The sequence below is a fragment of the Corynebacterium urealyticum DSM 7109 genome, assembly GCF_000069945.1.
GTDB lineage: Bacteria > Actinomycetota > Actinomycetes > Mycobacteriales > Mycobacteriaceae > Corynebacterium > Corynebacterium urealyticum.
Map to the genome: position 1 here is coordinate 1,887,181 of NC_010545.1, position 26,761 is coordinate 1,913,941.

Annotated in this window: 26 protein-coding genes; 12 read left to right on the top strand and 14 right to left on the bottom strand. The window is 64.0% G+C overall.

The genetic code is table 11. The features are described 5' to 3' along the window. The first annotated feature begins 117 nt into the window (after positions 1-117). From CU_RS08145 to CU_RS08155, 3 genes are all read left to right on the top strand, one after another. Entirely contained in the window at positions 118-1,182 is a 1,065-nt protein-coding gene (locus CU_RS08145) for an acyl-CoA thioesterase (RefSeq protein WP_012360854.1), read from the top strand. A 4-nt stretch (positions 1,183-1,186) separates the two neighbouring features. Then, positions 1,187-2,542 (top strand): molybdopterin molybdotransferase MoeA, encoded by a 1,356-nt coding sequence (locus tag CU_RS08150; protein WP_231837646.1) that lies wholly within the window; start codon positions 1,187-1,189, stop codon positions 2,540-2,542. 70 nt (positions 2,543-2,612) lie between these two features. Then, positions 2,613-3,272: a pyridoxamine 5'-phosphate oxidase family protein gene (locus tag CU_RS08155; RefSeq protein ID WP_012360856.1), complete on the top strand. Its 660-nt coding sequence runs from the start codon at positions 2,613-2,615 to the stop codon at positions 3,270-3,272. Positions 3,273-3,311: 39 nt separating this feature from the next. Here CU_RS08155 and purL read toward each other — a convergent pair whose 3' ends face one another. The 4 genes from purL to CU_RS08175 form a co-directional block, all read right to left on the bottom strand. Then, positions 3,312-5,774: a phosphoribosylformylglycinamidine synthase subunit PurL gene (gene purL / locus CU_RS08160; protein ID WP_012360857.1), complete on the bottom strand. Its 2,463-nt coding sequence runs from the start codon at positions 5,772-5,774 to the stop codon at positions 3,312-3,314. Between the two features lie 58 nt (positions 5,775-5,832). Then, on the bottom strand, positions 5,833-6,501 hold the full coding sequence (gene purQ, locus CU_RS08165) for a phosphoribosylformylglycinamidine synthase subunit PurQ (protein WP_012360858.1): 669 nt from the start codon (positions 6,499-6,501) through the stop codon (positions 5,833-5,835). Then, on the bottom strand, positions 6,498-6,743 hold the full coding sequence (gene purS, locus CU_RS08170; RefSeq protein ID WP_012360859.1) for a phosphoribosylformylglycinamidine synthase subunit PurS: 246 nt from the start codon (positions 6,741-6,743) through the stop codon (positions 6,498-6,500). The genes purQ and purS overlap by 4 nt, the downstream gene beginning before the upstream one ends. A gap of 158 nt (positions 6,744-6,901) precedes the next feature. After that, complete coding sequence (locus tag CU_RS08175; RefSeq protein WP_012360860.1) at positions 6,902-9,118, bottom strand: S9 family peptidase; 2,217 nt, start codon at positions 9,116-9,118, stop codon at positions 6,902-6,904. A 381-nt stretch (positions 9,119-9,499) separates the two neighbouring features. On the opposite strand from CU_RS08175, the gene CU_RS08180 reads away from it, so the two are divergent. Next, complete coding sequence (locus CU_RS08180) at positions 9,500-10,315, top strand: GDSL-type esterase/lipase family protein (protein ID WP_012360861.1); 816 nt, start codon at positions 9,500-9,502, stop codon at positions 10,313-10,315. 212 nt (positions 10,316-10,527) lie between these two features. Here the strand turns inward: CU_RS08180 and CU_RS08185 are convergent, their stop codons facing one another. The 6 genes from CU_RS08185 to purD form a co-directional block, all read right to left on the bottom strand. Then, positions 10,528-11,421: a phosphoribosylaminoimidazolesuccinocarboxamide synthase gene (locus tag CU_RS08185; protein WP_012360862.1), complete on the bottom strand. Its 894-nt coding sequence runs from the start codon at positions 11,419-11,421 to the stop codon at positions 10,528-10,530. Positions 11,422-11,488: 67 nt separating this feature from the next. Next, a complete protein-coding gene (locus CU_RS08190) occupies positions 11,489-12,706 on the bottom strand; it encodes an SPFH domain-containing protein (protein WP_012360863.1) in 1,218 nt (405 codons plus the stop codon). Between the two features lie 45 nt (positions 12,707-12,751). After that, a complete protein-coding gene (locus CU_RS08195; protein WP_173362322.1) occupies positions 12,752-13,180 on the bottom strand; it encodes an NfeD family protein in 429 nt (142 codons plus the stop codon). Positions 13,181-13,219: 39 nt separating this feature from the next. Then, positions 13,220-14,662, bottom strand: a complete 1,443-nt coding sequence (gene purB, locus CU_RS08200; protein ID WP_012360865.1) for an adenylosuccinate lyase — start codon at positions 14,660-14,662, stop codon at positions 13,220-13,222. 55 nt (positions 14,663-14,717) lie between these two features. Continuing rightward, the gene (locus CU_RS08205) at positions 14,718-15,620 is read right to left on the bottom strand and encodes an Fpg/Nei family DNA glycosylase (RefSeq protein ID WP_012360866.1); all 903 of its coding nucleotides are present in this window, start codon (positions 15,618-15,620) and stop codon (positions 14,718-14,720) included. Positions 15,621-15,638: 18 nt separating this feature from the next. Continuing rightward, complete coding sequence (purD, locus tag CU_RS08210) at positions 15,639-16,916, bottom strand: phosphoribosylamine--glycine ligase (RefSeq protein ID WP_041628517.1); 1,278 nt, start codon at positions 16,914-16,916, stop codon at positions 15,639-15,641. A 92-nt stretch (positions 16,917-17,008) separates the two neighbouring features. Here purD and CU_RS08215 point away from each other — a divergent pair, with 92 nt between their 5' ends. Together CU_RS08215 and CU_RS08220 are read left to right on the top strand one after the other, a co-directional pair. After that, positions 17,009-17,446 carry an HIT family protein gene (locus CU_RS08215; protein WP_173362323.1) on the top strand — a complete coding sequence of 146 codons (438 nt, stop codon included), beginning with the start codon at positions 17,009-17,011 and terminating at the stop codon, positions 17,444-17,446. A 22-nt stretch (positions 17,447-17,468) separates the two neighbouring features. Continuing rightward, positions 17,469-18,332, top strand: a complete 864-nt coding sequence (locus CU_RS08220) for an esterase/lipase family protein (protein ID WP_012360869.1) — start codon at positions 17,469-17,471, stop codon at positions 18,330-18,332. On the opposite strand, the gene CU_RS08225 is transcribed toward CU_RS08220, so the two are convergent. Together CU_RS08225 and CU_RS08230 are read right to left on the bottom strand one after the other, a co-directional pair. Then, positions 18,271-19,860 (bottom strand): sensor histidine kinase, encoded by a 1,590-nt coding sequence (locus CU_RS08225; RefSeq protein ID WP_012360870.1) that lies wholly within the window; start codon positions 19,858-19,860, stop codon positions 18,271-18,273. The two genes, CU_RS08220 and CU_RS08225, sit on opposite strands and share 62 nt — an antisense overlap. A gap of 12 nt (positions 19,861-19,872) precedes the next feature. Beyond that, entirely contained in the window at positions 19,873-20,580 is a 708-nt protein-coding gene (locus CU_RS08230; protein ID WP_070759720.1) for a response regulator transcription factor, read from the bottom strand. A 283-nt stretch (positions 20,581-20,863) separates the two neighbouring features. Between CU_RS08230 and CU_RS08235 the strand changes: the two genes are divergently transcribed. Together CU_RS08235 and CU_RS08240 are read left to right on the top strand one after the other, a co-directional pair. After that, positions 20,864-21,670 (top strand): L,D-transpeptidase, encoded by an 807-nt coding sequence (locus CU_RS08235; protein WP_012360872.1) that lies wholly within the window; start codon positions 20,864-20,866, stop codon positions 21,668-21,670. Between the two features lie 100 nt (positions 21,671-21,770). Beyond that, entirely contained in the window at positions 21,771-22,301 is a 531-nt protein-coding gene (locus CU_RS08240) for a GNAT family N-acetyltransferase (protein ID WP_012360873.1), read from the top strand. Between the two features lie 30 nt (positions 22,302-22,331). Here CU_RS08240 and CU_RS08245 read toward each other — a convergent pair whose 3' ends face one another. Next, positions 22,332-24,095 (bottom strand): alkaline phosphatase D family protein, encoded by a 1,764-nt coding sequence (locus CU_RS08245; protein WP_012360874.1) that lies wholly within the window; start codon positions 24,093-24,095, stop codon positions 22,332-22,334. Next, entirely contained in the window at positions 24,095-24,313 is a 219-nt protein-coding gene (locus CU_RS10975) for a hypothetical protein (protein WP_231837647.1), read from the bottom strand. The genes CU_RS08245 and CU_RS10975 overlap by 1 nt, the downstream gene beginning before the upstream one ends. 187 nt (positions 24,314-24,500) lie before the next feature. On the opposite strand from CU_RS10975, the gene CU_RS11150 reads away from it, so the two are divergent. From CU_RS11150 to CU_RS08255, 4 genes are all read left to right on the top strand, one after another. After that, entirely contained in the window at positions 24,501-24,641 is a 141-nt protein-coding gene (locus tag CU_RS11150; RefSeq protein WP_157727790.1) for a plantazolicin family TOMM peptide, read from the top strand. Positions 24,642-24,748: 107 nt separating this feature from the next. Beyond that, the gene (locus tag CU_RS10450) at positions 24,749-25,345 is read left to right on the top strand and encodes a hypothetical protein (protein ID WP_012360876.1); all 597 of its coding nucleotides are present in this window, start codon (positions 24,749-24,751) and stop codon (positions 25,343-25,345) included. Then, a complete protein-coding gene (locus CU_RS10455; protein ID WP_268908752.1) occupies positions 25,338-26,054 on the top strand; it encodes a class I SAM-dependent methyltransferase in 717 nt (238 codons plus the stop codon). The genes CU_RS10450 and CU_RS10455 overlap by 8 nt, the downstream gene beginning before the upstream one ends. After that, positions 26,051-26,758, top strand: a complete 708-nt coding sequence (locus tag CU_RS08255; protein ID WP_231837649.1) for a hypothetical protein — start codon at positions 26,051-26,053, stop codon at positions 26,756-26,758. Before CU_RS10455 ends, CU_RS08255 begins: the two co-directional genes overlap by 4 nt. Positions 26,759-26,761 lie beyond the last annotated feature (3 nt).

Consider the following 26,761-nt stretch of genomic DNA (forward strand, 5'->3'; position numbering starts at 1 on the left):
GCAACAACGTGAGGCACCCCATAGCCTGCGCTTGACCTGCGAGAATAATCAGTTTCCCCGGCTTTCTGCGCAACAATATCGCCGCTGTGCCAGTGTTTTATCAGACCGTGCTTTAACATGGCCTTCATGGGTAAAGATGCGACGTCTGCAAACACCGATGAGACCTTGACGGCTCAGCCAGAAGTGACGAGCACAGGGGGTCCGTCACCGCTCGTCACGCTGCGTTTCCTCGCCTCCCCGACCGACGTGCTGTACGCCGGCGGCATGGGCGTGCACGGTGGGCGTGTGCTGGAGTGGATCGATAAGGCGGCCTACGCCTGTGCCGTGGGCTGGTCGCAGTCCTATTGCGTGACCGCCTATGTGGGACATATTCACTTCACTCGCCCGATCCCTTCCGGCCACCTGGTCGAGGTGCGTTCCCGTATCGCCTACACCGGGCGTTCCTCCATGCACATCGTCAACGAGGTGCTCTCCGCCGACCCGCGCGACGGCCAGTTCACCCGCGCCTGCGACTGCCTGGTGATCTTCGTGGCCATGGACGAAAACCGTCGGTCCAAGGCGGTCCCGAAGTACATCCCGCAGACCGAGGAGGAAAAGCGCGTCGAAGAAGCCGCGCTGTCCCGCATCCAGCTGCGCAAGGCCATCGAGGAGGAAATGCTGCGCCAGTCTTATACGGACGACTCCACGGCGCCGCAGGTCACCTCCCGCTTCCTCGCTAAGCCGACGGACGTCAACTGGGGCGGCAATGTCCACGGTGGTACCGCGATGCAGTGGATCGACGAGGCCGCGACTGCCTGCACCATGCGCTGGTCCGGGGAGCGCACCGTCGCTGTCTACGCCGGTGGCATCCGCTTCTACCGCCCGATCTCCATCGGTGACCTGATCGAGGTGGACGCTCGCCTGATCCGCACCGACAGCCGTTCCATGTCCGTCTCCGTCCACCTGCGCGCGGGCGACCCGCGCGAGGACACCTCGAACCTGCCGACCGCGATCCACGCCTCCTTCACTTACGTGGCGGTGGACGTCGACGGTCACGCGCTGCCGGCCCGTCAGTTCGTGCCGCAGACCAACGAGGATAAGCGCCTGGAGCAGCATGCGATGACGCTGCGTGAGCTGCGCTCCACCTACGTGCCGAAGCCGCTGGTCTCCCCGCTGCCGGGTAACATCAGCCTCAACGACTAGCCCGATGTCCGGCCCTCACGCCCACCCCTGCCACGGCACGGGTGGGTTCATGCGTTCGATCGAGGAGCACTACCGCTTTACCCAGTCGCTAGCCGAGGCCTGGCTACAGCGGGCGAACCGTGGCGCCGAGACGGTGCCTCTCGCCCAGGCGTTGGGCCGGGTACTGGCGTGCCCAGTGAGCGCCCAGCAGGCCGTCCCACCGTTTTCCAATTCAGCGATGGATGGTTTCGCCATCCGCGCCTCGGACGTGCCAGCTGACCTGAGCTCCTGGGACCTGAGCACGGCACCATTGCGTTTTCCCGTCTCCGGGGATGTCTTCGCTGGCGCCGTCCCTGAGCTACCGCCGCCAGGTCACGCCCAGCGGATCATGACGGGCGCCCCCGTGCCTGAGGATGCCGAGGTGCTGGTCATCCCAGTGGAGGCGACGAATATTCCTGCCGGCCCGCACCCGCTGCCCGAGTCCATCGAGGTCTACGAGCTCGACCCGGAGCATTCCCACGTGCGCCGCGCCGGTTCCAATATCCGTCCGGGCGACGCGCTCGCCCCGGCGGGCTGCGAACTCGATGCCGGGACCGTCGCCGCACTCATCGCGACGGGAGTTGACGAGGTCACGGTCTACCCCGAACTGCGCGTCGCGGTGGTCACCACCGGCGACGAGGTCGCGGTTACCAGCGACGCTGAGACCGACCGCGCTCGGTCAGGATCGGCTGAGAGCAGCCTCCCCCGCATCCCGGACTCCAATGGCCCGATGGTCGCCCAGCTCGCCGAGGCGCTGGGCGCCGGGGTCACCGCCAGCGTTCACCAGGTTCGGGACGACGCCGACGCCTTCCGCTGCCTTTTGAACGAACTCGCGGCCAGCCACGACATCATCGTCACCACCGGCGGTATCTCCGCCGGAGCCTTCGATGTGGTCAAACAGGTCGCAGGCGAAAGCAGCTCGGACATGTGGTTCGGACCGCTGAATATGCAGCCGGGTAAGCCCCAGGGCGGTGGCCTGTGGGCAGGCACTCCCTTACTCTGCCTGCCCGGTAATCCGGTAAGCGTGTGGGTGAGCTTCCACATCTTTGTAGACCCGGTGCTGCGCCGCATGCGGGGGCTAGCAAGCTATGGCACTGCGCTGAACCGACCGAGCGTGCGCGCCCGCGTGCGCGGGCAGTTCCCAGCTAGCACGGGACGCACGCTGATCTCCCCCGTCCGGGTCAACTACTCCGGGACGGAACCGGTGGTGGATGCGTTCAGTGGCCAGCGCTTTGGCTCCCACTTCGTCGCCTCCCTCGTGGGGCTGGATGGCATGGTGGTGATCCCGGCGGGGTCCTCGGGCCCCGCCGAGGGCGAAGAGGTGGACGTCCTCCTGCTCTAGAGGACTTCCGGAGGCGGTGGCAGCCAGAGACGGCGTCCCTGCAGGTCCAATACATGGAAGGAGCCGGCTGATGACCGACGAGCTGACGTACGAGAAGATCGCCTACGACCCCTTCGTCCGTGCCCGGCAGCACAGCGAAGAAACGCAGCTGCCCGGCGTGGAGCAGGGGCACGCCGACGGACCCTTCGACGGGCTCGACGGCAAGGCCCGCAAGCTGATCCGTAGCGCCCAGCACTTCTATATCTCCACCGTCACCGGCACCGGGTGGCCATATGTGCAGCACCGCGGAGGTCCACAGGGCTTCGTGCACATCAGTGCAGACGGCAAGCGGCTGTTCTGGCCGGAGTTCCACGGCAATAACCAGTTCGTCACCACCGGTAACGTCGACCGGGGCGGGGAGGACGGCGGGCGGGTGTGCCTCTTCTTCGTCGACTATCCGCTGCGTCGTCGGCTGAAGGTCTTCGGCCACGCACGCATCGTGGAGGCCGCTGAGGACCCCGAGCTCGCCGAGGCTGCGACCACCATCGGTGGCGTGCGGCTCCGCCAGCCTACTGAACGCATCATGGTTGTGGATCTGGTGGCCACCGACGCGAACTGCTCGAAGCACATTCAGCCGAGATGGACGAAGGCCCAGGTCGACGAGACACTGGGCCTATACCGAAAAGATATCGCCGAGCTGAAGGAGCGCATTCAGGCGCTCGAGTCTCAGCTCGGCGATCAGGAAGGCTAGCGTTTCGGGCAGTCCTCCCTAGCTAGGGGCTTGTGCGCCCTAGACGGTGGAGTTCGCTCCGGTGGCGTGGCCAAAGAGCGCAGGCAGGGTTGCCTCCCACACGTTGCGCAGCTCCTCGACGTTGAACACCAGGCGTGCGACCTCGCCGTCCTCGGAAGCGTCCTGCTCCGCAGGCTCCGGCTGATCGCCCGGCAGGTTGCCGGTGGCGCCAACCTCGAAGCAGACCTCCGGGCGGCCCTCAGCGTCCACGCTGCCCGTACGACCGATCCAGGCTGCTGGGACCTCGTGGTCGGCGAGGATCTCCATCGCCTTGGCGTAGCTTGCCTTCGGCACCGCGAGCACCACGCGGGTGGCGGTCTCCGAGAACAGGCCCACGAAGAGCTGCTCGTGCAGGTCCTCGCTGGCAGCCAGGCTTGGCTCCAGGTTCATGGCCGGGTTGACGGTGACACCCGTATTGGACTGGATCGCCAGCTCGACGATGGTCTGCGCCAGGCCGCCCTCGGAGAGGTCGGTCGCGGCAGCTGCCACGCCACGCAGAGCGGAGAGGGCATTGCCCAGGCGCTCTTCTGCGTGCAGATCGATCTGCGGTGGCAGGCCGGAGAGGTTGTCGTGGACAACCTGCTGCCAGATGGAGCCGCCCAGCTCGTCCTTGGTCATCGCGCCAGCCAGGATCAGCTCGTACTCCGAGCCCTCCGCGATCTGCTGCGGCAGGCGGGTGGTGGCGTCGTCGATGGTTCCCAGAACTGCGACCACCGGGGTCGGCAGGATCGGGGTATCACCGGTCTGGTTGTAGAAGGAGACGTTGCCGCCGGTGACCGGAATCTGGACGTCCACGCAGCCGTCGGCCAGGCCGTGGACGGCCTCTCGGAACTGCCACATGACCTCCGGGTCCTCCGGGGAGCCGAAGTTCAGACAGTTGGAAACGGCGACCGGGGTCGCACCCGTGGTGGCGACGTTGCGGTAGGCCTCGCCCAGCGCGAGCTTTGCGCCCATGCGCGGGTCGAGCTGCGCGTAGCGGCCGGAAGCATCCGCGGAGACTGCGATGCCGCGGTTGGTCTTCTCGTCGATGCGCAGCATGCCGGCGTCGGCGTCCTTCGCCAGGACGGTGTTGCCGCGGACGTAGCGGTCGAACTGCTCGGTAATGAACGCGCGGGAGCACAGCGCCGGGGAGGCGACCAGGTCCAGCAACTGCTGGCGCAGCTCCGGCAGGTTATTCGGGCGCGGCAGGTCGGCCTGCTTCTGCAGCTCGTCCTGGTCGGCCGGGCGCTGGTACGGGCGCTCGTAGACCGGGCCCTCGTCCGCGATGGTCTTCGGCGGGGCGTCGAGGATGACCTCGCCCTGGTGCTCGCAGATCAGGCGGCCGGTGTCGGTGACCTCGCCGATATCGGAGGCGATGACGTCCCACTTGCGGCAGATCTCCATGAACTCGTCGAGCTTCTCCGGCTCGACGACCGCGCACATACGCTCCTGGGACTCGGAGGACAGGATCTCCGCGCCGGTCATGCCCTTGGCACGCTGGTGGACGTTGTCGAGCACGACGTGCATGCCGACATCGCCGGCGGCAGCCAGCTCGGAGACGGCACAGGACAGGCCTGCGCCACCGAGGTCCTGAATACCAACGACCACGCCGGCGTTGTACAGGTCCAGGCAGCACTCGATGAGGACCTTCTCCGCGAAGGGGTCGCCGACCTGCACGGCCGGGAGCTTGCGCTCCGCGCCCTCTTCGAAGTTCTCGGACGCGAGGACCGACACGCCGCCGATACCGTCCAGGCCGGTGCGGGCACCGAAAAGGACGACGCGGTTGCCGGTACCGGAGGCGAAGGCGAGCTTCAGGTCCTCGGCCGGGAGCACACCCACGCCGAGGGCGTTGACCAGTGGGTTACCGCCGTAGGAGGAATCGAAGACGGTCTCGCCGCCGATGTTCGGCAGGCCGAGGGAGTTACCGTAGCCGCCGATGCCCGCGACCACGCCCGGCAGGACGCGCTGGGTATCCGGGGCATCCGCTGCACCGAAGCGCAGCTGGTCCATCACAGCGACCGGGCGCGCACCCATGGCCATGATGTCGCGGATGATGCCACCCACGCCGGTGGCCGCACCCTGATAGGGCTCGATGTAGGACGGCGAGTTGTGGCTCTCGACCTTGAAGGTCACGGCCCAACCGTCGCCGATGTCCACCACGCCGGCGTTCTCGCCGATGCCGGCGAGCATCTTAGAGTTCATCTCCTCGGTGGTGGTCTCACCGAAGTAACGCAGGTGAACCTTGGAGGACTTATAAGAGCAGTGCTCCGACCACATCACGGAGTACACGGCCAGCTCCGCCTCGGTTGGGCGGCGGCCCAGGATTTCCTTGATGCGGGCGTACTCGTCTTCCTTGAGGCCGAGGTCCGCCCACGGCTGGACGAGGTCCGGGGTCTGCTCAGCGTTCGCGACCGTGTCGTTGTGCACCTTGACAGCGCCAGAGTCGGCCGCGGCGCCGGAACCGTTGTTGAGGTTGTTCGTCATAGAACTACTTCCCTGAACTACTTTCTTGAAAAAGTTCTCGCTGGTAGCCGGTGAGGCCCTAGACCAGGCTGTGAAGGACGGACTGGAACATGCCGAGGCCGTCGGTGGACGGTCCGGTGAGCTCTTCCACGGCGTGCTCGGGGTGCGGCATGAGGCCAACGACGTTGCCCTTCTCGCTGCACACGCCCGCGATGGAGTTGCGGGAGCCGTTGTGGTTCACCACGTAGCGGAAGACGACCTGGCCCTCCCCCTCGAGGCGCTTGAGGGTCTCCTCATCCGCCTGGAAGCGTCCCTCCCCGTGTTTGGACGGGACCAGCAGGGTGGATCCCTTCTCCAGGCCGGAGGTCCACGGGGTGGAGTTGTTCTCCACCTCGAGTTCGATGTCACGGCAGACGAAGTGCAGGCCCTCGTTGCGGGTCAGCGCACCTGGCAGCAGCCCTGCTTCCTGCAGGATCTGGAAGCCATTGCAAATGCCCAGGACTGGCAGGCCACGGCCCGCAGCCTCGACGACGGAGCGCATGGCTGGTGCGATCGCTGCGATGGCACCGGCGCGCAGGTAGTCGCCATAAGAAAAACCACCCGGGACGACGACAGCGTCGACGTCCTTCAGGTCAGCATCCGCGTGCCACAGTTCGACGGGCTCGCCACCGGCGAGACGGACGGCGCGGAGGGCGTCGACGTCATCGAGGGTGCCCGGAAAGGTAATTACTCCGATGCGGGGGCTCACTGCTGAACCTCCGCAGTGACGACCTCGTAGTCCTCGATCACGGTGTTGGCGAGCAGCTCGGCGGCGATCTTCTCGAGATCCGCCTCACTCACCTGGTCATCGACCTCGAGTTCAAAGCGCTTGCCCTGACGGACATCCTGCACCCCGCTGATCTCCAGACGACCAAGGGCGCGGACGATGGCCTGCCCCTGGGGATCCAGAATTTCTTTCTTCGGCATGACGTTGACAACCACACGAGCCATGTTCTCTAGTGCTCCCAGCTGTTGGAAAAATCCATTAAGTACGTGCCCATGTTAACACCAGGCTGAAAGGCCAAGGAATTATTGGAATGGCGCCCCCGCAGGAGGCTTAAAAGCACCACCGAGGGTGGCGGAAAGCCACCACCGAAGGTGGCAAAAACCTAGTCCAACAGCTCCGTCGCACCCATTCGGTCCAGCTCCCAGGCAGTCTCGAACGCGCCCTGTTCCCAGGCCTTATAGCGGCCAGAGACACCACCGTGGCCGGACTCCATGTCGATCTTCAGCAGGACGTTCGCGCCCGCCACGTCGCGGAGCTTGGCCACCCACTTCGCGGGTTCCACGTAGAGCACGCGGGTGTCGTTGAGGCTGGTGACCGCCAGGATCGGCGGGTAGGTCTTGTCCGCGGTGATGTTCTCGTAGGGGGCGTATTCCGCCATGTAGTCGTAGACCTGTGGGTCGTGGTAAGGGTCGCCCCATTCATCCCACTCGGTCACGGTCAGCGGCAGCTCCGGCATGAGCATGGAGGTCAGCGGGTCGACGAAGGGCACGATCGCCTCGATGCCCGCGAAGCGGTCGCCGGCCATGTTCGCCACCGCACCCATCAGCATGCCGCCGGCAGAACCGCCCTCGGCGACCATGCGCTGCGGACTGGTCATGCCTCGGGCAATCAGTTCATCGGCCACGGCGATGAAGTCAGTGAAGGTGTTCTTCTTGGATAGCCCCTTTCCTTTGTCGTACCAGAGGCGGCCCATCTCCCCACCCCCGCGGACGTGCGCGATGGCGTAGACCACGCCGCGATCCAGCATCGAGAGTCGGAAGATGGAGAAGCCCGGGTCCATGGAGGACTCGTAGCTGCCATAGCCGTAGAGCAGCACCGGGTTCTCCCGGTCGAGTGGGACGTCCGCGCGGTGGATCAGGCTGACCGGGACCTGCGCTCCGTCCGGTGCGGTGGCCCAGATGCGGGTGGCTTGGTAATCGGCCGGGTTGAATTCCTTGCCGTCCGGGCCGGGGAGGACCTGCTGTTCCTTGCGCAGGATCTGCTCCCCGGTAACTAGGTCGAGCTCGTAGACCCGGGTGGGCGTCGTAAAGGAGGAAAAGACGAAACGTAGGACGGGCGGATTCCACTCGCTGTTCCCGGCAGCACCGACGGTCGCGAGCTCCTCGCCGAAGTCGACGGGGCGGAACTCGGACCAGCCGTCGGAGATGTCCATCAGGTGGCTCTTCGAGACAGCGTTCTCGCGGGCCTCGAGGACGAGGTGGTTCTGGAAGCAGTCCACGCCCTCGATGCGGGCGTCGTCTCGGTGCGGCACGAGGCTGTGGACGTCGTCCAAGGAAGAGATCTGGCCGACCGGGTGGTACCCCAGCTCGGAGTTCACGCCGTTCTTGTTGTGAATGACCAGCCAGTGCTCCTCGCCGCCGACGCGGGCGTGGTCGATGCCGTACTCCACGCCCTGCTCGCGTGGCAGGACGCGGGTCAGCTCCGCGCTTTCGCCCTTCTCCTCGGCCTCTAGATCGAGGTACCAGACCTCGCTGGTGACCTTGGAGGAGGAGGCGATCAGCAGGAAGCGTTTGGAGCGGGTGGTGCCGACACCGGTCCAGAAGCGCTCGTCTTCCTCGCGGTAGATCAGCTCGTCCTCTTCGACGGAGGTGCCGAGGGTGTGGCGCCAGACCTCGTGCGGACGCCAGGCGGCGTCGACCTTCTGGTAGTAGATCGTGTCCCGACCGACCCAGGTCGCGCCGTAGAAGACATCCGGGATGGGCTCCCCGATCTGCTCACCGGTGGTCAGGTCGCGGAAGTACATGGTGAAGCGCTCGTCACCGGCGGTGTCGACGGAGTAGGCCAGGCGGGTGCCGTCGAGGGTGACGCTTGCCGCGCCGAGAGAGAAGAAGTTGTGCCCCTCGGCCTCGGCATTGACGTCGAGGAAGACCTCCTCGCGTGGGTGCGGGGTGTCCGGGTCGATTTGCGGTGGGGCCCAATCCTCCGGGTTGTCGACGGGGACGCGGCACATCGACGCGTAGTTCTTCCCCTCCGTGGAGCGGGAGAAGTACCACCAGTCGCCCGCGCGGACGGGCAGGGACATGTCCGTCTCCTGCACGCGGGATTTCACTTCTTGGTAGATGGACTCGCGGAGCGGCTTCAGGTGCGCGGTCTCCTGGACAGTGAAGGCTTCCTCCGCAGCGAGGTGGTCCAGAACCTCCTGGGACTCCTTGTCCCGAAGCCACTCATAGTCATCGCTGAAGTCGCGGCCATGGAAGCTGCGCTGGGTGGCAAGCTTCTTAGCAACCGGGGCGGTGAGCCGCGGGGACCGCTGGCCCTGTTGAGCCGGAGTGCTGCCCGGGTGCTGGTTCTGCTGTTCGCCTGGGGTGGACTGAGTCACTGCGAGCCATGACCTTTCTTCTATGGACAAAACACGATAGTGTCATGAATTCGTTACCTGGGAGCCGGCTGTGTCGGCGCTGGGATGGCGGCCAGTTTCGGCCCCCACCGGCGGGGAGCGCTCCCCGCCACAGAGCCAGTTCGCACACAGCTCCCGGTTTCGCTAAGCCCCTAAGCTAGCACTCACACCGGACATGAAACACGGCCCCGGTGAGCTGCGCAGGGGCACGACCCGGAACCGCCGGGACAGTCCGGCAAGTTGCATAACTTCTGTAACTTGCACCCCAATAATGCTCATTTGTTTCATTTTCTCTGGGAAGCAAATACAATTCGGCTGTAACGAGCATCGAATCTTCTACACCAATCCACAGATAGGATGAATATGCGTCTCAAGGCCCTCGCCCTCTCCGTGGTTGCTGTTCTCGGCGCCATGCTGGCACCTGCCACAGCTTCCGCGGCGCCTGGCAACACCGTGCTACTCGGCGACTCGATCATGGCCAACCCGTCCGTCGCTCACTACATGAGCCAGCGCGGCATCCCACTCGACCCGAAGCCGTTGAACGGCGTGGGCTGCGCCTCCGATGACCGCTTCAAGAACGCCTACGCGTCCGTTAAGCGCGCCCCAGTGGACAACTACTCCTGCTCCGGCGCATCTTTCCGCACCGGCGGCAAGCACATCACCAGCCTGGCGAATAAGGCCCGCCAGGACGGCAAGCTCAACGGCGCGACCCGCGAGGTCGTCATCTTCGCCGGCGCGAACGACACCTACCCGTACATCCTGAACGACAAGATGCCGATCCCGCAGATCGAGAACAACCTGCGCGTATCCATCCGCAACACCGTCAACCACGTCAAGCGCCTGGCCCCGAACGCCCGCGTGAAGGTCATGGGCTACCCACGGATCACCAACCCGGCGGGCCAGACCTGCTACCTGAACCTGCTGCCGCAGGGCACCCCGTCCCTGATCGTCAAGGCTCGCCCGGTCGAGGACGCCCTGCAGCGCGCAGCGGCGAACGCCTCCCGCGACACCCGCTCCACCTTCGTGGACATTAAGCCGATGACCACCGGCCACGACACCTGCGCTCGCGATCGCTGGATCACCGGCATCATCGACGTCGCCCCGCAGCACCGCAACCTGGCTTTCCACCTGACGCACCACGGCATCACCGAGGTGGCTAAGCACACCGCACGCGTCTAGTCGCCCCGCTGCACCGCCCGCGCAGCGCGGTTCCCCGCTGCGTCACGCCAAAACCCCGCCCAACCATTGGTTGGAGCGGGGTTGAGCTTTATCCGGGTTCTTCGCCGAGGTTGTTCTCAGCCGTCCCGTCCGGTGCGGGGAACGCTACGCCGAGGGCTTAGCACCCCCGGGCGTGCAGGCTGTGTTCTAGATCCTGCTGTGCAGGCTGTGTTCTAGACGCAGCTGCCGATCCAGTCCGCGAAACGCTTACCGGAGATGCGCTCGTAGGCCTCCACATAGCGCGCACGGGTCGCCTCCACCACGGAGCCCGGAAGCTCCGGCGGCTGGGAGCCATCGTTCTTATCCCAGCCAGACTTCGGGCCGGTCAGCCAATTGCGGACGAACTGCTTATCAAAGCTCGGCTGCACCTTGCCCTCCTCGTAGCCCTCAGCCGGCCAGTAGCGAGAGGAGTCCGGGGTGAGCACCTCGTCGGCGAGCACCAGGTTGCCTTCCTTGTCCAGGCCGAACTCGAACTTCGTGTCCGCCAGGATCAGGCCCTTTTCCTCGGCCATCTTCGCAGCTTGAGAGTAGATCTCCAGGGTTGCGGTGCGTAGCCTTTCCGCGAGGTCCTCCCCCAGGTCCTTGACGACGACGTCGAAGCCGACGTTCTCGTCGTGATCTCCGATCTCTGCCTTCGTCGCCGGGGTGAAGATCGGTTCGTCCAGCTTGGAGGCCTCAACCAAGCCCTCCGGGAGCTTGACGCCGCAGACCGCGCCGGTGGCTTCGTACTCCTTCAGGCCGGAGCCAGTGAGGTAGCCGCGAGCCACGCATTCGAAGGGAACCATGTCCAGCTTCCTGCACACCATGGCGCGCCCGAGCACCTCCTCGGGGATGCGCTCGTCATCCAGCGGTCCCGCGAGGTGGTTCGGGAAGTCGATCTGCTCAAAGAAGTAGGCGCTCATCGCGGTGAGCACCCGCCCCTTGTCTGGAATATCGGTGTCGAGCACGAAATCGTAGGCACTGATCCGATCCGTGACGACCATCAGCAGGTGCTCTGCGTCGATCTCGTAGATCTCGCGGACTTTACCCGCGGAAATGTGCTCGTAATCAGACAATTCTGGTCGCATGGCTAGACAGTCTAGCACCGCGATTGGGCCCGGCTAGACCCCCGCCGGACCCGCCCCCAGGTGCGCCCTAATTCGTGGGGTTCGTCCACATATTCTGCGGATCCACGCTCTGCGGGGCTGGCTGCTGCACCGGCTCCGCCGGGAGTTCCTTGCGAGCGTGCTGCGGCTTAGGCGTCGGATCCATTGGATCATCTTCCACCGGCTTATTGGCCACCGCATTCGCCGCGGCGACGGCCTTAGCGATCTCCGGGTCGGAGGCCGTGGAGAACCACTCCTCCGTGTTATCCGCCTCGGCCTTCTCACGGGTGTCTTCGTCCACGTGGCCCGGCTCGTAGCGGAACACGCCCTCATCGTCCTTCTTGGCGAAGGCCTTGGCGAACTGCTCGAGGGAATCGCCGAACTGAGACGGGATCATCCACATCGTCGATGCCTCGCCCTGGGCCAGCTTCGGCAGCTTATCCAGGTACTGGAAGGCCAGTACCTCCGGCGTGAGCTTGGAGGCCTTGATGGCGGCGTTGATCTTCTGGACGGCCTTCGCCTCACCCTGTGCTTCCAGGTAGCGGGAGGCGCGCTCACCCTCGGCGCGCAGGATCATCGCCTGGCGCTCGGCCTCGGCGGCCAGGATGGCGGCGTGCTTCTCACCCTCAGCGGAGAGGATGCGGGCCTGCTTCTCGCCCTCGGCGGTCTTGATGTCCGATTCCCGGCGACCCTCGGCGGTGAGGATCATCGCGCGCTTCTCGCGATCCGCCTTCATCTGCATCTCCATGGACTGCTGGATGGACGGTGGCGGATCAATCGCCTTCAGCTCGACTCGGCTGATGCGCAGCCCCCACCGGGCGGTTGCAGCGTCGAGTTCACCGCGCAGCCGGCGGTTGATCGTCTCGCGGGAGGTCAGCGTCTCTTCCAGCGTCATGCCACCGACCACGTCGCGCAACGTTGCGACAGAAATCTGCTCCACGCCGACGATGTAGTTATCCACCCCGTAGATGGCCTTAGCGGGGTCGTTGATCTGGAAGGTCACGACGATGTCGATGGCCACCGTCAGGTTGTCCTGGGTGATGACCGCCTGCGGCGGGAAGGAGACCACGCGCTCGCGGGTGTCCACCCGGGCGCGGACCCGGTCGATGAAGGGAACGAGGATCGTGATCCCGCCCGATACCGAGCGGGTGTAGCTACCAAGCCGCTCGATGACGGCCGCCTCGCCTTGGGGGATCAGGGCGATGGATTTCACCACGACGAGGGCGATGAAAGCCAACAGAACTAAGAGGAAGATCATGCCGGACATGTGTTTACCGTTTCCTGGTTGGTTCTTTCACGGACTGATATCCCGCTATTCGCGCTTCCACACGACAGCGGTCGGGCCATCGATATCGATGACGTGAACTTCTTCGCCCCTGGTAAAGGTCTCAGATGGGTCCATCGAGCGCGCGGACCAGATGGAACCGTCCAGGCGGATCTGCCCACTGCGGGCGCCGACGTCCTCCAAAACCTCAGCGGTCGCGCCGACCAAGGCCTGCTGGGAAGTATCGAGCGCCTTCGGTCCGTGCAGCCTACGGCGAAGAATGGGACGCAGGAACAGGATCAGCCCAGCAGTGGCGATGCCGAAAGCGACGATCGCCGCCCAGGTCGGTGCGCCCGCCCACTCCACAAGGCCGCCGACGGTCGCACCGCCGGCCAGCATGAGCAAGGTGAACTCCCCGGCCGCCAGTTCGAGACCGGCGAGTACCAGGGCTGCGATAAACCAAATCATTGCTCCCACGCCTTCGAATTTACCGAATTACGTGGAAGCGGTGCCGGTTTAAAGAATCTCGCCCGGGGTGTAGGCCGCTGCGTCTGGGTGGGCCTGGACGATGGACTCCACGCGGTCCAGCACGCGGGAGACCTGGGACTCGGCCGCACCAATGAAGGCCTTGCGGTCAGCCAGGGCGTCGTGGAGATCCTGCTCATTCATCGGGAGACGCTCATCCTTGGCCAGGCGCTCGATGAGGTTCTGCTCCGCGCCGCGCTCGCGCATGTCCAGCGCCATCCCCACGGCGTTTTCCTTGATGACCTCGTGAGCGGTCTCGCGGCCCACGCCCGCGCGCACCGCAGCCATGAGGATGCGGGTGGTGGCCAGGAACGGCAGGTAGCGCTCCAGCTCGCGCTCGATCATCGCTGGGAAGGCCCCGAACTCGTCGAGCACGGTGAGGAAGGTCTCGCACATGCCGTCGAAGGTGAAGAATGCATCCGGCAGGGCGACGCGGCGGACAACGGAGCAGAAGACGTCGCCCTCGTTCCACTGAGCACCCGAAAGGTCGGCTGCCATCGTCAGGTAACCGCGAAGCAGGACCTGCATGCCACCGACACGCTCGCAGGAGCGGGCGTTCATCTTGTGCGGCATCGCGGACGAGCCGACCTGCCCCTCCTTGAATCCCTCGGTGACGGTCTCGTTGCCCGCCATGAGGCGGATCGTCATGGACAGCGAGCTCATCGCCGCGCCCAGCTCCACGAGAACGGACAGTGCGTCGAAGTCGAGGGAGCGCGGGTAGACCTGGCCGACGGAGTTGAAGACCTGGCCAAAGCCCAGGACGTCAGCAATCTGCGTCTCCAGCTGCGCGAGCTTCGCCTCGTCACCGCCCAGCAGGTCCAGCATGTCCTGCGCGGTGCCCATCGGGCCCTTGATTCCGCGCAGCGGGTAGCGGGCCAGCAGCTCTTCGGCGCGTGCCAGGCCCAGCAGCAGCTCATCGGCCGCGGAAGCGAAGCGCTTGCCCAGGGTGGTGGCCTGCGCGGCGACGTTGTGGGAACGGCCCGCCATCACGAGTCCCTGGTACTCGCCAGCCAGGCGGCCGATGCGGTTGAGGACGGCGATGGCCTTGTCACGGGCCAGCACGAGCGAGCGGTAGATCTGCAGCTGCTCCACGTTCTCCGTGAGATCGCGGGAGGTCATGCCCTTGTGGATCTCCTCGAAGCCGGCGAGGTCGTTGAACTCCTCGATGCGAGCCTTCACGTCGTGGCGGGTGACCTTCTCCCGCTCGGCGATGGAAGCAAGGTCCACCTGGTCGAGAATCTTCTCATAGGCGGCCGGAGCTTCGGCCGGGATCTCGATGCCGAGTTCCTTCTGAGCCTTCATCACGGAGAGCCAGAGCTGGCGCTCCATCTTGATCTTCTCCTCCGGGGACCACAGGTTGGTCATCTCCGGGGAGGCGTAGCGGGTGGCGAGGACGTTGGAAATATTCTTCTTTGCAGCAGTCACGCCCCTCATTATCCCACAGCGGCACCCGGCTGTGCCGCGGGACTGGTGACCAGCGTTTTAACGCCTATGCCGCGGGCTGGCAGCCGGGGCACCAGAAGAGGTTTCGGCCTTCCACCACGCGGTGCCTAATCTCCTCACCGCAGACGTAGCAGGGCTGCCCGGCGCGACGGTAGACGTAGACCTCGCCACCGTGGTCGTCTTTGCGCGGTGCCCGGCCCATCGCCTCCGGGGTGTGCTCGGGGCGCACGGTATCGATCCTTCCGCTGGCCTCACCCTCGGCCATGAGCTCCACGAGGTCCTGCCAGATGCTCTCGCGTTCCTCCGCCGCCAGGTCGCAGGCTCGGACGTCCGGATGGATGCCCAGCCGGAAGAGGGTTTCGGCCCGATAGATGTTGCCCACCCCGGCGTAGCGGGCTTGGTCCATGAGGATCGAACCGATGCTTCGGCGGGAGCGGCAGAGGAACTGGTCGAGCTCCGGGAGTTTCGCAGCGTTTTCCGGGTCGACGACCGGGTCGGTGGAGCGCAACGGGTCGGCACCGAGTTTGGCGACCGCGGCGTCCATCTCCTCGTCGGTGATGAGGCGGCACCACTGGGGGCCGCGCAAGTTCGCCTCCACCGCATTGCCCCAGGTGCACATGTCCTCCCCACCCTCGGCGTCGATGCGGTGCAGGTGCAGGCGCACCTGACCGCGGGGTTGGCTACCGGTAAAGGGCTCGATGGCCAGGGTACCGATCAGTCCCAGGTGGATATGGATGATGTGGTCGGCCCGCCGGTGCGGGTTGCGGGGATTGCCGAAGCTTAAGAACAGGTGCTTGCCCCAGGCCTCTGCCCGGTCCAGCATATCGCCGGTCAGGGCGCCGGCCTCCTCGGCGAAGCGACCCTGCGGGCTACTCACGCGCAGGGCGTGACCGGCGAACAGCTGGTTGAGCTGGGCCGCCAGCCGATGAATCACGTGTCCTTCGGGCATCGGTTTCTCGCCTGCGGCTTAGGCCTGCCCCTCGCCCGGGACGGTGATCTTGCCCTCGACGGCGGCCAGGGCGATGTCCTTACGGAAGTGCCCGCCCGGCAGGTCGATGGTGGCCAGGGTGGCGTAGGCCTTCTCGCGGGCCTCCTCGAGGGTCGCGCCCTCGCCCACCACGTTGAGCACGCGGCCGCCAGCAGCGACGAGCGCGCCATCCTTCTCTGCCACACCAGCAGCGCGGACACCGCGATCCTCGCTACCAGCCTCAGCGCCCGTGATGACCCCACCCTTTTTTGCGGACTCCGGGTAGCCCTCCGCCGCGAGCACGACGGTCAGCGCGTAGCCGTCCTTCCACTGAAGCGGCGGCAGCTCCGCGAGCGTGCCATTGGCGACGGCGTTCAGCACGCCCGCCAGCGGGGTGTCGAGCAGCTGCAGCACCGGCTGGGTCTCCGGATCACCGAAACGGCAGTTGAATTCGATAACCTCCGGGCCATTGGAGGTCCAGGCCAGACCCGCGTAGAGCAGGCCGGAGTACGGCACCCCATCCTCGGCCATCTGCTTGGCGACGGGGATGCAGACCTCGTCGACGATGCGCTGCACGCCGTCTTCCGGCAGCCACGGCAGCGGCGTGTAGGCACCCATGCCGCCGGTGTTCGGGCCGGTATCGCCCTCACCGACGCGCTTGAAGTCCTGCGCCGGGATCAACGGGACGACCGTCTCGCCGTCCACCAGGCAGAACAGGGAGACCTCCGGGCCATCCAGGAAGCTTTCCAGCAGCACCGGGTTGCCAGCGGCGTGGACGTCGTCGATGTGGGCGCGCGCGACAGCACGGTCGTCGGTGACGACGACTCCCTTACCGGCGGCCAGGCCGTCGTCCTTCACGACGAAGCGAGGACCGAAACGGTCCAGGGTGGCCTCGATCTCAGCATCCCACGTACCCGGCTGCAGGGACTCCGCCGAAGCGGTGCGGACCCCGGCGCGCGCCATGACGTCCTTCGCGAAAGCCTTGGACCCCTCGATCTGGGCCGCAGCCTTGGACGGGCCGAAGACCGCGAAGCCTGCCTCCCGCAGCTCGTCACCCACGCCCGCGACCAGCGGGATCTCCGGGCCGATCACGACTAGATCCACCCCGAGCTCCTGGGCCAGACCCACCGGATTCGAGTCATCCGGGTGGAGCGTGGCGATGGCCTTCATCCCCGGATTGCCGGGGCTGACGTGGACCTCAGAGACGGACTCATCGCGGGACAAGGAATAAGCCAATGCGTGCTCGCGGGCACCGCTGCCAAGTACAAGAATGCGCATAGTGCCCAGTCTAGCGAGCCCGCCGGACGGCCTCACGCGACGCTGCCCCAAAGCCCTGTTCGACGATGGTTTCGCGGGTACGATCGCAAGGTATGGCTACCGTTTTCACGAAAATCATCAACGGCGAACTTCCAGGTCGCTTCGTTTACCGCGACGCCGAGGTCGCCGCATTCCTCACCATCGAGCCGGTCGCTTATGGCCACGTGCTGGTCGTCCCGGTCCAGGAGATTGACCGCTGGACCGATATGCCGGCCGAGCTATGGGGCAAGCTCAACGAAGTCGCCCAGGTGATCGGCAAGGCTATTTGCGAGGCATTCGACGCCCCGCGGTGCGGCTACATGATCGCCGGTTTCGAGGTGCCGCACACCCACATCCACCTGTTCCCGGCCTCCGACATGTCCGGCTACAGCCTGCAGAACATCATCCCGATGGATCAGACGGACCCGGCGAAGATGGACGATGCGGCGGCGAAGATCCGCGCGGGGCTGCGCAGCCAGGGTGTTGCTGGCGTGCCGGAGGACGAGGCCTAAAACGCCAGGGTTCTACAACGACATGTCCCCGTCCACGCCCCGTTTTCCCCACCGAAGCCCCATCCTGCACTCCGGGCTAGGCCAGGAGGCCGCGCCGCGGCGCTCGCTGCTGGCCCACATCCCGGACCTCGGCCAGTGGGAGGAGTCCCCCACCCACCGGGTACTGCCCTCCGAGCCCCGACCCATCGTGGTGGTGCACGGCACCGTGGGCGGTCGCGGGAACTTCGCGCGCATGGTTCCCTACCTGCGCAGCACCTTTGACGGCAGAGACCGGCGGGTATTTTCCGTCCGCTATGGGGACAATGGCACCACGCCGCTGGCACAGTCCATCGCCCAAGCACGCTCGCAGATCGCGGCACTCCAGGAGGCCACTGGAGCGGAGTCCTTCGACCTGGTTGCGCACTCCCAGGGCGGACTGATCTCCCTGGCCGTGGCGAGCCGCCCCGGCGGGGAGGTCGTCAACCACATCGTGGGGCTGGGCGCGGACTTCCGTGGCGTGCATATGCCGTGGTCCGGGACCGCACGGGAGACCCTGGTCAACCGGGTGATCAGCGCCGTCATGGCGCCTGCCTTCGCGGAACAGGTCGTGGGTTCTCCCGCACTGGCCGACGCGCTGGCGCCGGCCGGGGAGTGCACCGTCCCGATCACACAGATCGCCTCCGATTACGACCGCATGGTCCCCCTCAACGCGGCCTTCGCCCTGGCCGAGGCCGAACCGACCGGGGGTATCCCCCAGCACCCAGGCCCATTGCGGCTGGTGCGGGTGCAAGACTTCTACCCACAACTGCAGGTGGCGCACAATATGCTGCCCCGCAACCCCAAGGTCAGCCTTCTGGTGAAATTTGCTCTCGAGAATCCTCCGGCGCCACGGGCAGCTGCACCCTGAAGGTCGTGCCCTCCCCCACCGTGGAGTCCACGGTGATCGCCCCGCCGTGTGCCTTGACCAGAGACTGCACGATGGACAGCCCCAGCCCGGAGCCTCCCGAGGCGCGGGAGCGCGAGCCATCCGGGCGGTAGAAACGCTCGAAGAGATGTGGCAGGGCGTCGGCAGGGATACCCTCGCCGTCGTCCTGAACATCGATGGTGACCAGCTCTGGGCTCGTCTTGAGCAGGCTGATCTTCACGTTGGCGTCCTCACCCGCGTGCTTCAGCGCGTTCGTGAGGAGGTTGCTGATCACCTGATGCAGGCGGTTGGCGTCCCCCATCACGACCGGAATGGATCCGTAGTGATTCTCGACGCCGATGTTGCGCCCCGGGAAGCTCGCCCGGGCCCCGTCAGCGGCGCGCAGCGTCAGCTCCAGCACATCCACCCGCTGGTTCTGCAGCGGCCGCCCCTCGTCCATTCGAACCAGTGCCAGCAGGTCCTCCACCAACAGTCCCATCCGCTCGGCCTCATCGGAGATACGGCCGATGACCATGTCCGCATCGTCGGTGGCCCCGGAGCGGTAGAGCTCCGCGTAGCCCCGCACGGAGGTCAGCGGGGTGCGCAGCTCATGGGAAGCGTCTCCAATGAAGCGGCGCATCGTGGCCTCGGATTTGCGAGCCTGGCGCTCGGAGGCACCCACCGCGAGGAACGCGCCCTGAATCTGCGCGAGCATCCGGTTGAAGGCCTGTGCCAGACGACCGACCTCAGTGTCCGGCTCCCAGTTGGGGACGCGCTGGTCGAGGTGCCCCTGGGAAATCAGGGAGGCGGTCTCCTCCACCTGGTTCAGCGGACGGAGGGCGCGGCGCACCAGGTACTGGGAAACGATCATGATGGAGGCCACCACCAGGAAGCCGATGATGATCTGCCGGTACACCAGCCTGCGGATGGTGTGCTCCTCCCCCTCCAGCGGCAAGGCGACGATGGTGACGGTGCCGTCCTGGTTCTCGACGGAGGCCGCACGCCACGGGGCGTGGGAAGCGCTCCCCGCGCGGGCTGGTACCGTCACGGGTTCCCTGGGTTGTTCCAATCCCCGCAGTTCCGGGGCGGAGTCGAAGACAGAGTTCAGTGGCTCGATAGAGATCTCGCCGTCCACCACGCGGACGAAGAAGTCCGTTGGCGGCCGGTTGGGCTGCGGGGTGCTGCTGCCGGGCCGGTCTTGGTAGGAACGTTCATCGTCGGTGGTCCGGTAGGCCCAACCGTTGATCGCGCTGTTCAGCTGGTCATCCACGCGCGAGACCATGAAATGCTGCAACGTGGAAGTCGTCACCGCACCGGAAAAAGACAGACCGAGTGCGGCGAGGAACGTCATCACGACGACGAGGCTGACACGCAGCGGGAAGTTCGACAGGAAGCGCCCGGGGCGCTGGAATTCACCGCGTTCCTCGCCCATCTGCGAGGTGGAAGTGTCGGACGCGTTCGCGCCGGGAGAACCAGCGGCGTTCGCTGTCCCGGAGCCGGGCCCGTCCGATTTCTCTGGGAAGAAAGCCATCGACCAGGGGACCTAGGAGCGTGGCTTACGCAGCACGTAACCCACGCCGCGGACGGTGTGGATCAAGCGGGGCTCCTTCGTGTCGATCTTCCGGCGCAGGTAGGAGACGTAGGACTCGACGACGTTGCCATCCCCGCCAAAGTCGTAATTCCACACGTGGTCGAGGATCTTGGACTTGGAAAGCACGACCTCTGCGTTGACCATCAGGTAGCGCAGCAGCTGGAACTCCGTCGGGGACAGGTCCACGACCTCCCCGGCCTTGGTGACCTCGTGCATGTCGTCGTCCAAGGTGATGTCCTCGTAGGTGATGAGGCTGGATTCCTCGGAGTCATCCTTGGCCACGCGGCGCAGGATCACACGCAGTCGGGTGATGACCTCTTCCAGGGAGAAGGGCTTGGTGACGTAATCGTCCGCGCCGATGGTCAGCCCGTGGATGCGGTCCTCCACACCGTCCTTCGCGGTGAGGAACAGGGCCGGGGCGTCGTGGCCGGCTTCGCGGAGCTTGTTGAGCAAAGTGAAGCCGTCCATGCCCGGCATCATGACGTCCAGGATGAAGGCGTCGGGGCGGTAGGTTTCCGCGATCTCCAGCGCGGTCTGCCCGTTGTCGGCAGTCTCCACGTCGAAGCCCTGGAACTTCAGGCTGACCTTGATCAGGTCGGAGATGTTGTCCTCATCGTCGACGACGAGGACCTTAACGGGCTGCGTGTTTGGGGTAGTCATGGCTCTATTTTCACCGATCTGCTTCCACCGAGACTGGGAGCTTGCTGAATGCTTGCTGTACATATTTTAGCGCTTCACCGGTGGAGAATATTCCCGGTAGAAGCAGCGCGGGAGCCACCGAACGTTGAGAGTTTGTGTCGGTGCCCCAGGGACTGATTCGATCACCGTCTCGCCGCGGACAGCGTTACCGGTTAGACGTTGCCCGTTAAACGCAGCATTAACAGGAGACTCAACCGGCGCGTTCAGCTTTCTCTCACATACAAATGGGTTTATTCTGAAGCGCATGACTCGTTATATCGGCAAGCACCGCAAGGTGTCCAACACCTCCAAGAAGCAGTTCGCGGGCGCTGCTGCCCTCGCGCTCGGCGCATCCGCCCTCGGCGTTGGGGCATCCGTCGCCACCGCCTCCGAGGCCAGCGCTGCCCCGCAGCTCGGCTCCTCCGTGGCGTCCTCCTCCCTGCCGCCGCAGATCTCCCAGCTGCAGGCTAACTTCGACGCCCAACTGCGCCAGGCCCAGGCCAATGGCGTCACCGCCCTGCTGAACACCCGCGACGCGCTGGTGGCACAGGCCCAGAACCTGCCGCCGCAGTTCCGTACCCCGGTGACCCAGGGCATCGATAACGTCGTCAACGCCATCGCACCGGGTGCCCTGCAGCAGCGCGAGGCCGCCCGCGCACCGAAGCCGGCCCCGAAGCCAGCACCAAAGAAGCAGGCCCCGAAGAAGCAGGCACGCCCAGCGTCCAACCCGTGCCCAGCGTCCGCGCACGCATGCGTTGATATCAAGGGCCAGCGCGCCTGGCTGCAGAAGGGCGGCAATCGCTCCTACGGCCCAGTCGTCGTCTCTACCGGCCGCCCAGGCCAGGAGACCCCACGCGGCATGTTCACCGTGACCCGCAAGGTCAAGGACGAGATCAGCTACGAGTTCGGCAATGCACCGATGCCGTACGCCGTGTACTTCACGAACAACGGCCACGCCTTCCACCAGGGCACGACCAACGTGCAGTCCGCCGGCTGCGTGCGCATGGACGGCAAGTCTGCCCAGACTTTCTTCAACTACCTGCAGCCGGGCGACAAGGTCTACATCTACTAATCCCCGACCTGCTGAAAGCTCCTTAAATATGTGAGCGCACCGGCGCCGAGCGCGGATCCCGGATCCCGCGGTTCGGCGCCGGTGTTCTATATTTGAGGGCATGAGCGAGGATATTCAGGCAGAGTCAGCAGCCGAGCGCCCGGCCACGGATGCGGTCACTTTTCGTGTCGCGAGCGAGGGCGACCGCGGATTCATCACGGAAATGTTCCGGGAAACCGACACCTGGGGTGACCCTGGAAAAGACGTCTCCGAGCACTTCCAGGATGACCTGGTCCGCTACGTAGACATGTGGACCGCGGATCAGGGCGGAATCATCGCCGAGTACGAAGGCGCACCCGCGGGCGCGGCATGGCTGCGTAACTTCACTGAATCCGAGCCCGGCGCGGGCTATATCTCCGATGACATCCCTGAGCTGGCCATCGCCCTCCGCCCGACCATGACCGGCCTTGGGCTCGGCCGCAGGCTACTGGGGGCAACCCTGGACCACGCCCGTGCGAGGGGTTACCACTCCGTCAGCCTGGCGGTGGACTACGGCAATGACCGTGCCCGCCGCATGTACTCCAAGTTCGGGTTCGTCGACCACGGCGTGGCACCCCACGAGGAGTGCTACGTCATGGTCTACCGCTTCTAGCAGCCCCCCGGCTGCCCCGCCCCAGTCTGGTCAGTAAACCCGCTGGGCGCGACTCAGCCCCGCGGCAACGCTGCGGGCACCCGGGGAGCCCACCTCGGCCCGGAAGCTATTTCCCAGGCGGAATGGGGTGTCCTTGGCCAGCACGTGGTCCACGAAGTGCCAGTCGCACTGCGTGGCCTCCTGCCCGACCTCGACAGCCATGTAGCCGTGGTGGGTTAAGTTGATCCACTTGAACCACCGGTTGAGCCCGGAGAGCAGGTTCTCCCCCGTATAGAGCAGCTGACGGGTGGCAGCGTCGAAGGCGCGGCTGACCGCCAAAGAATCGAATGCGCTATTCGCAGTGACAGACGGGGTTACGAACTCGGTGGCGACCGCCTTCGTGTTCTGGCCTGTGCGGTAGCCAAATACGTCCCTTGGAATGTCGCTGGCCCAAGAGGTGTGGATGTCCCCGGTCAGGAAGACCACGTTCTTATCCGGCAGCCCGGCGATCATGTCAATGATCTTCTGCCGTTCCGCCATGTAACCGTCCCACTGGTCGGGATTCAGCGGGATTCCCTGCTCCGGCAGGCCGATCTTCTCCACGAGCCAGGTGTGCAGCTTCGGGTCCAGGCTCTCCGGCAGGGTCATGGGTGCAAACATCACAGCATTCGCAATAACCTGCCACTTCGCGGTAGAGGACTTGATGGCATTGCTGAACCACTCGAACTGGCTGCGCCCCATCATGGTGCGCCCCTCCCGGCCGGCGGCGCGGATGAAGTCCGGGTCAGAGTCCAGCAGGTGGTCACCGGACTGGATCAGCTGCGCATCGCGGTAGGAGCGCAGGTCCGGGATGATGATCTCCATCAACGGGCCGTACTGCAGGGTGCGGTAGAGGTGCTGGGCTCGTGCCTCGGGGCGCACCCGCACCGGCATCCACTCAAAGTACGCGCGGGAGGCAGCCTGCTTCAGGGCGGAATAGTCATCGCCCTTCTTAAAACTCGTTCCGGTAGCGCCCTCACGCCAATTGTTATCAGCGAACTCGTGATCATCCCACATGCAGATCATTGGCTTGGCGGCATGCAAATCTGCAAGGTCTGAATCACGGTGGTGTACCGCTTGACGAATTCGGAAGTCCGTCAGAGTTTTTGTTTGATGTGCAGGCTCAACCTTGCGGACAGTCTCGCCATACATCCCCTTATAGCCGCCCGTCTCGTACTCATAGGTGTAGTCGCCAAGGTGCAGGACGAATTCCAGGTCATCGCGCTCAGCCATGTCCCGGTAGCTGCGGAAGAATCCGGCCTCGTAGTTCGCACAGCTGCACACGCCGAAGCGGATCGCGCTGACTTCGTCGCCGGAGCCCGGGGCGGTGCGGGTGCGCCCCACCCGGGAGGTGGCCTTGCGCTGCCCCAGGTCGGCCGTGAAGCGATAAAAGTATGTGGTGCCCGATCCGAGGCCGGTGGCGTCGACCTTGACGGTGTGGTCGAACTCGGCGCTGGCGGTGACCGTCCCGGACGCGGCGACGTCCTGAAATTCCGGGTCGGTGGCGACCTCCCACGTCACGGGGACGTCCGGCCCCTTCCCCGAGCCGGGCTGCGCGTCCTTCGTTGGGGTCACGCGAGTCCAGATGATGACGGCACTGGCGGTCGGATCCCCGGAGGCGACGGAGTGGGCGAAGACCTCGGGGTCCCAGTTCTCTGCGCCCAGCACGGTGCGGGCGGGGGCTGCATCAACGACGGGCAGCAAGCTGCCAGCGGCGGCTGCCCCACCGGTGGCGGCCATGCCCTGCAAGACGCGGCGGCGGGTAAGCGTTGCCATTATCCAGCTACCTCCACGGAAACATTGTCGGCGATGGTGACCTTGGCGGTGAGAGCCTTAGGCAGGTTGCGTCGCTGCCAGGAGCCCTCCGGGCCCTGCTTATCCAGCGGGTAGCCGGCCGGGCCGGCGGTCTGGCGGAGGATCTCGGCCCGCTGCTCGTGGGAGAGGCTCGGGTACTTTCCCAGCAGCAGGGCGGGCGCGGCCTGTGGAGCCACCATCGGGGCGGCGAGCGCTGCAAACCTAGGGCCCCCACGAGTACGTCTCTCGCACTGCCGATCAAAAAATTTTTGATAGGCGACCAAAAAGTCTTGAAGTTGATTCCGAAGTATGTTTATCCTCAATATGTGCCATGACGCACACTTACATGGAAAGTCCATGTAGTTGATACGCGAAAGCGAGAAGCGCGTGTCCACACTAATCAACAAGCTGCCTCCCGCAGTTTCAACTGATTCTTCAAAGATTGTTTCCGAAGTTCAGGCATTCGAGCCTACCGCTGCTCGTTGCTCCTGCACCACAATCCCGTGCTGCTGCTGCTGCGGCGGTTAACCAACCAAAGAAGCCGCTGGGCATTTGTTCCTCTCAGTGATGGCAAGTGCCCAGCGGCTTCCCTTAGGATTTCGGCATGAAGAACCCAACTTCTGGAGGCGCGTAGATTGATACTCATCGCGATCGTTGTGGCCGAGGTTTTATTCTGGATTCTGCTATTGGCCGGACTGTTGACACGATATGCATTGAAGGCCCCGCGCATCGGTGCAGCACTACTCATTGCCACTCCGATCGTTGATCTCGCGCTACTGGCTTTAACTTATATCGACTTAAGCTCAGGCAAATCTTCGAATTTTATTCACGGTCTTTCTGCTTTATATATCGGGTATTCAATCGCACTAGGGCCGACAATCATCCGCGCATTGGACGTGCGATTTGCTCGCCGATTCGGCACACACGAGAACAACACCAACGGTCCAGATAACCACACTGCGGAATCAGCAATGACAACATGGAAACGAGCCTGCTGGGCCTCGCTGATCAGTGTTGTCCTGCTCACCATTGGTATCGCCATCACGAGTTTGCAAGGTGCATTCTGGTTGATCTATTGGGTAATCGTCGCCATATTTATCGTGGTGTTGTGGTGGTTTATTGGCCCGCATCGAGAGAAAAAGAAGAAACGCGGTAAAAGCATGAAAATGGCTAAACTTCAGAATGCATCTACGTCAGAAGAATCCTCTCCTCGACAACCTGCGGATGAATAGAGTGACCTCCTCAACTAACTTGGAACCGACACAGCTGGTAGCTGACGAGGTCAAACGCAGAGCTCGCCGATGGTACCACGATCCTGAACGTGTTCCTGTTGCTCGGAACCATGACGCGGACGTGGAGCCCCGATATTCCAGTTTTGTTGCCCAGCAAATACACGAGCTTGGGGTGAATACTCCCCCTCGCATTATCGATGTTGGTTGTGGCGAAGGTTTGCTTGCCAGTCAACTGGAAGACTTTGAAGAATACATCGGAGTCGACCCAGATAATTCAGGCATACATACTGGCAATAATGCGTTATCCGCGAAGATGAAGTTTATACGTGCTGGTGTCGAAAACATTCCACCTTCAGTTTCCCACGCTGACATTATTGTGTCTTCGTTGAATCTCGCGCTTTGGGACGATCCCATTCGCCGGTGTGTTGATTTACGTAAAAGACTCAGCCTTGGTGGTCGAATACTCATCATTGACCTTCTGAGGACAGGATCACGTATTGAATACGCCGCAAGTAACGAGCTCAACCAATTTCTCATCGACCAGCACAACGCTTCGCTTACACCTGAGGATCTCGAAGTCCTTTGTCGAAAGGCACTACCAGGTGCCGAGATTTCAACATTTACCGATAAGCGAGAGACGATCGTCCCCACAATGGACACCGCCTCAGACTACGGCAACCTATTTTTCATAAACTACCAGGAGGCATGAACGTGGCAACTACGTATCTTGGGGCTCGCAGTCATCTCGCTCAAATACTGGATAAGTGTGGCATTGTCGATCCACCAGTTGTAGTTGATGCTGTCACCTTGAACCGTGAGGGACTGGTTGAACAACTCGAGACTACTGCGAATGCAGCAAAACGATTGTTGATTCGCCCAGAGGTTATTAACAAAGACATTTCCGACCGTGCTGCAGATTACCTTGCCTGGCTCGACACAATCGAGTCTAGATTGCGCCAGTTTGGGGAAACTAGAGTTCTTACCCTCCCCCGTTCAGCAGAAGACTGGGAGGAAGACATCAACAAGGCCATCGAATTCAAAGTGTTTTGTCTTGTAGAACCAGCACAATTCATAAGCCTGATCAGTCGTAAACAGAGAACTGAAATGGTGCAAGCGGCTGTTAACGCAACGGCTGCCGGAGCTAAATTTCAACCTACTGTTACGCCCTCGACGGTGCCTGTATATTCCATCACCAAGATCTTGAGCTCCGAGTTCGGCGAGAACATTAGGTCTGAGAAGGTTAAACCAGCGGACCTATACGACGTCATGGTTACTGCTGGGATGGGCGCAGAGCTCAGCAACCGTATCATATCCGCTCAGCAACTCGCCGTGTCAGAGGTCGCAATCAATAACCCTAACGGAGAGGAAGCATTGGAAGACTTCCGAACGTACGTAAGCAGAAAGAAGCAGTGAGGA

Coding starts and splice junctions, on each gene's coding strand:
- CU_RS08215 (WP_173362323.1), top strand. CDS start 17,009: ATGGCTACCGTTTTCACGAAAATCATCAACGGCGAACTTCCAGGTCGC.
- CU_RS10975 (WP_231837647.1), bottom strand. CDS start 24,313: ATGGTGGCTCCACAGGCCGCGCCCGCCCTGCTGCTGGGAAAGTACCCG.
- CU_RS08145 (WP_012360854.1), top strand. CDS start 118: ATGGCCTTCATGGGTAAAGATGCGACGTCTGCAAACACCGATGAGACC.
- CU_RS08235 (WP_012360872.1), top strand. CDS start 20,864: ATGACTCGTTATATCGGCAAGCACCGCAAGGTGTCCAACACCTCCAAG.
- purB (WP_012360865.1), bottom strand. CDS start 14,662: ATGAGGGGCGTGACTGCTGCAAAGAAGAATATTTCCAACGTCCTCGCC.
- CU_RS08230 (WP_070759720.1), bottom strand. CDS start 20,580: ATGACTACCCCAAACACGCAGCCCGTTAAGGTCCTCGTCGTCGACGAT.
- CU_RS08205 (WP_012360866.1), bottom strand. CDS start 15,620: ATGCCCGAAGGACACGTGATTCATCGGCTGGCGGCCCAGCTCAACCAG.
- CU_RS08155 (WP_012360856.1), top strand. CDS start 2,613: ATGACCGACGAGCTGACGTACGAGAAGATCGCCTACGACCCCTTCGTC.
- CU_RS08240 (WP_012360873.1), top strand. CDS start 21,771: ATGAGCGAGGATATTCAGGCAGAGTCAGCAGCCGAGCGCCCGGCCACG.
- CU_RS08245 (WP_012360874.1), bottom strand. CDS start 24,095: ATGGCAACGCTTACCCGCCGCCGCGTCTTGCAGGGCATGGCCGCCACC.
- CU_RS08220 (WP_012360869.1), top strand. CDS start 17,469: ATGTCCCCGTCCACGCCCCGTTTTCCCCACCGAAGCCCCATCCTGCAC.
- purS (WP_012360859.1), bottom strand. CDS start 6,743: ATGGCTCGTGTGGTTGTCAACGTCATGCCGAAGAAAGAAATTCTGGAT.
- CU_RS08225 (WP_012360870.1), bottom strand. CDS start 19,860: ATGGCTTTCTTCCCAGAGAAATCGGACGGGCCCGGCTCCGGGACAGCG.
- CU_RS10455 (WP_268908752.1), top strand. CDS start 25,338: ATGAATAGAGTGACCTCCTCAACTAACTTGGAACCGACACAGCTGGTA.
- CU_RS08255 (WP_231837649.1), top strand. CDS start 26,051: ATGAACGTGGCAACTACGTATCTTGGGGCTCGCAGTCATCTCGCTCAA.
- CU_RS08180 (WP_012360861.1), top strand. CDS start 9,500: ATGCGTCTCAAGGCCCTCGCCCTCTCCGTGGTTGCTGTTCTCGGCGCC.
- CU_RS08185 (WP_012360862.1), bottom strand. CDS start 11,421: ATGCGACCAGAATTGTCTGATTACGAGCACATTTCCGCGGGTAAAGTC.
- purL (WP_012360857.1), bottom strand. CDS start 5,774: ATGACGAACAACCTCAACAACGGTTCCGGCGCCGCGGCCGACTCTGGC.
- CU_RS08150 (WP_231837646.1), top strand. CDS start 1,187: ATGTCCGGCCCTCACGCCCACCCCTGCCACGGCACGGGTGGGTTCATG.
- purD (WP_041628517.1), bottom strand. CDS start 16,916: ATGCGCATTCTTGTACTTGGCAGCGGTGCCCGCGAGCACGCATTGGCT.
- CU_RS08190 (WP_012360863.1), bottom strand. CDS start 12,706: ATGTCCGGCATGATCTTCCTCTTAGTTCTGTTGGCTTTCATCGCCCTC.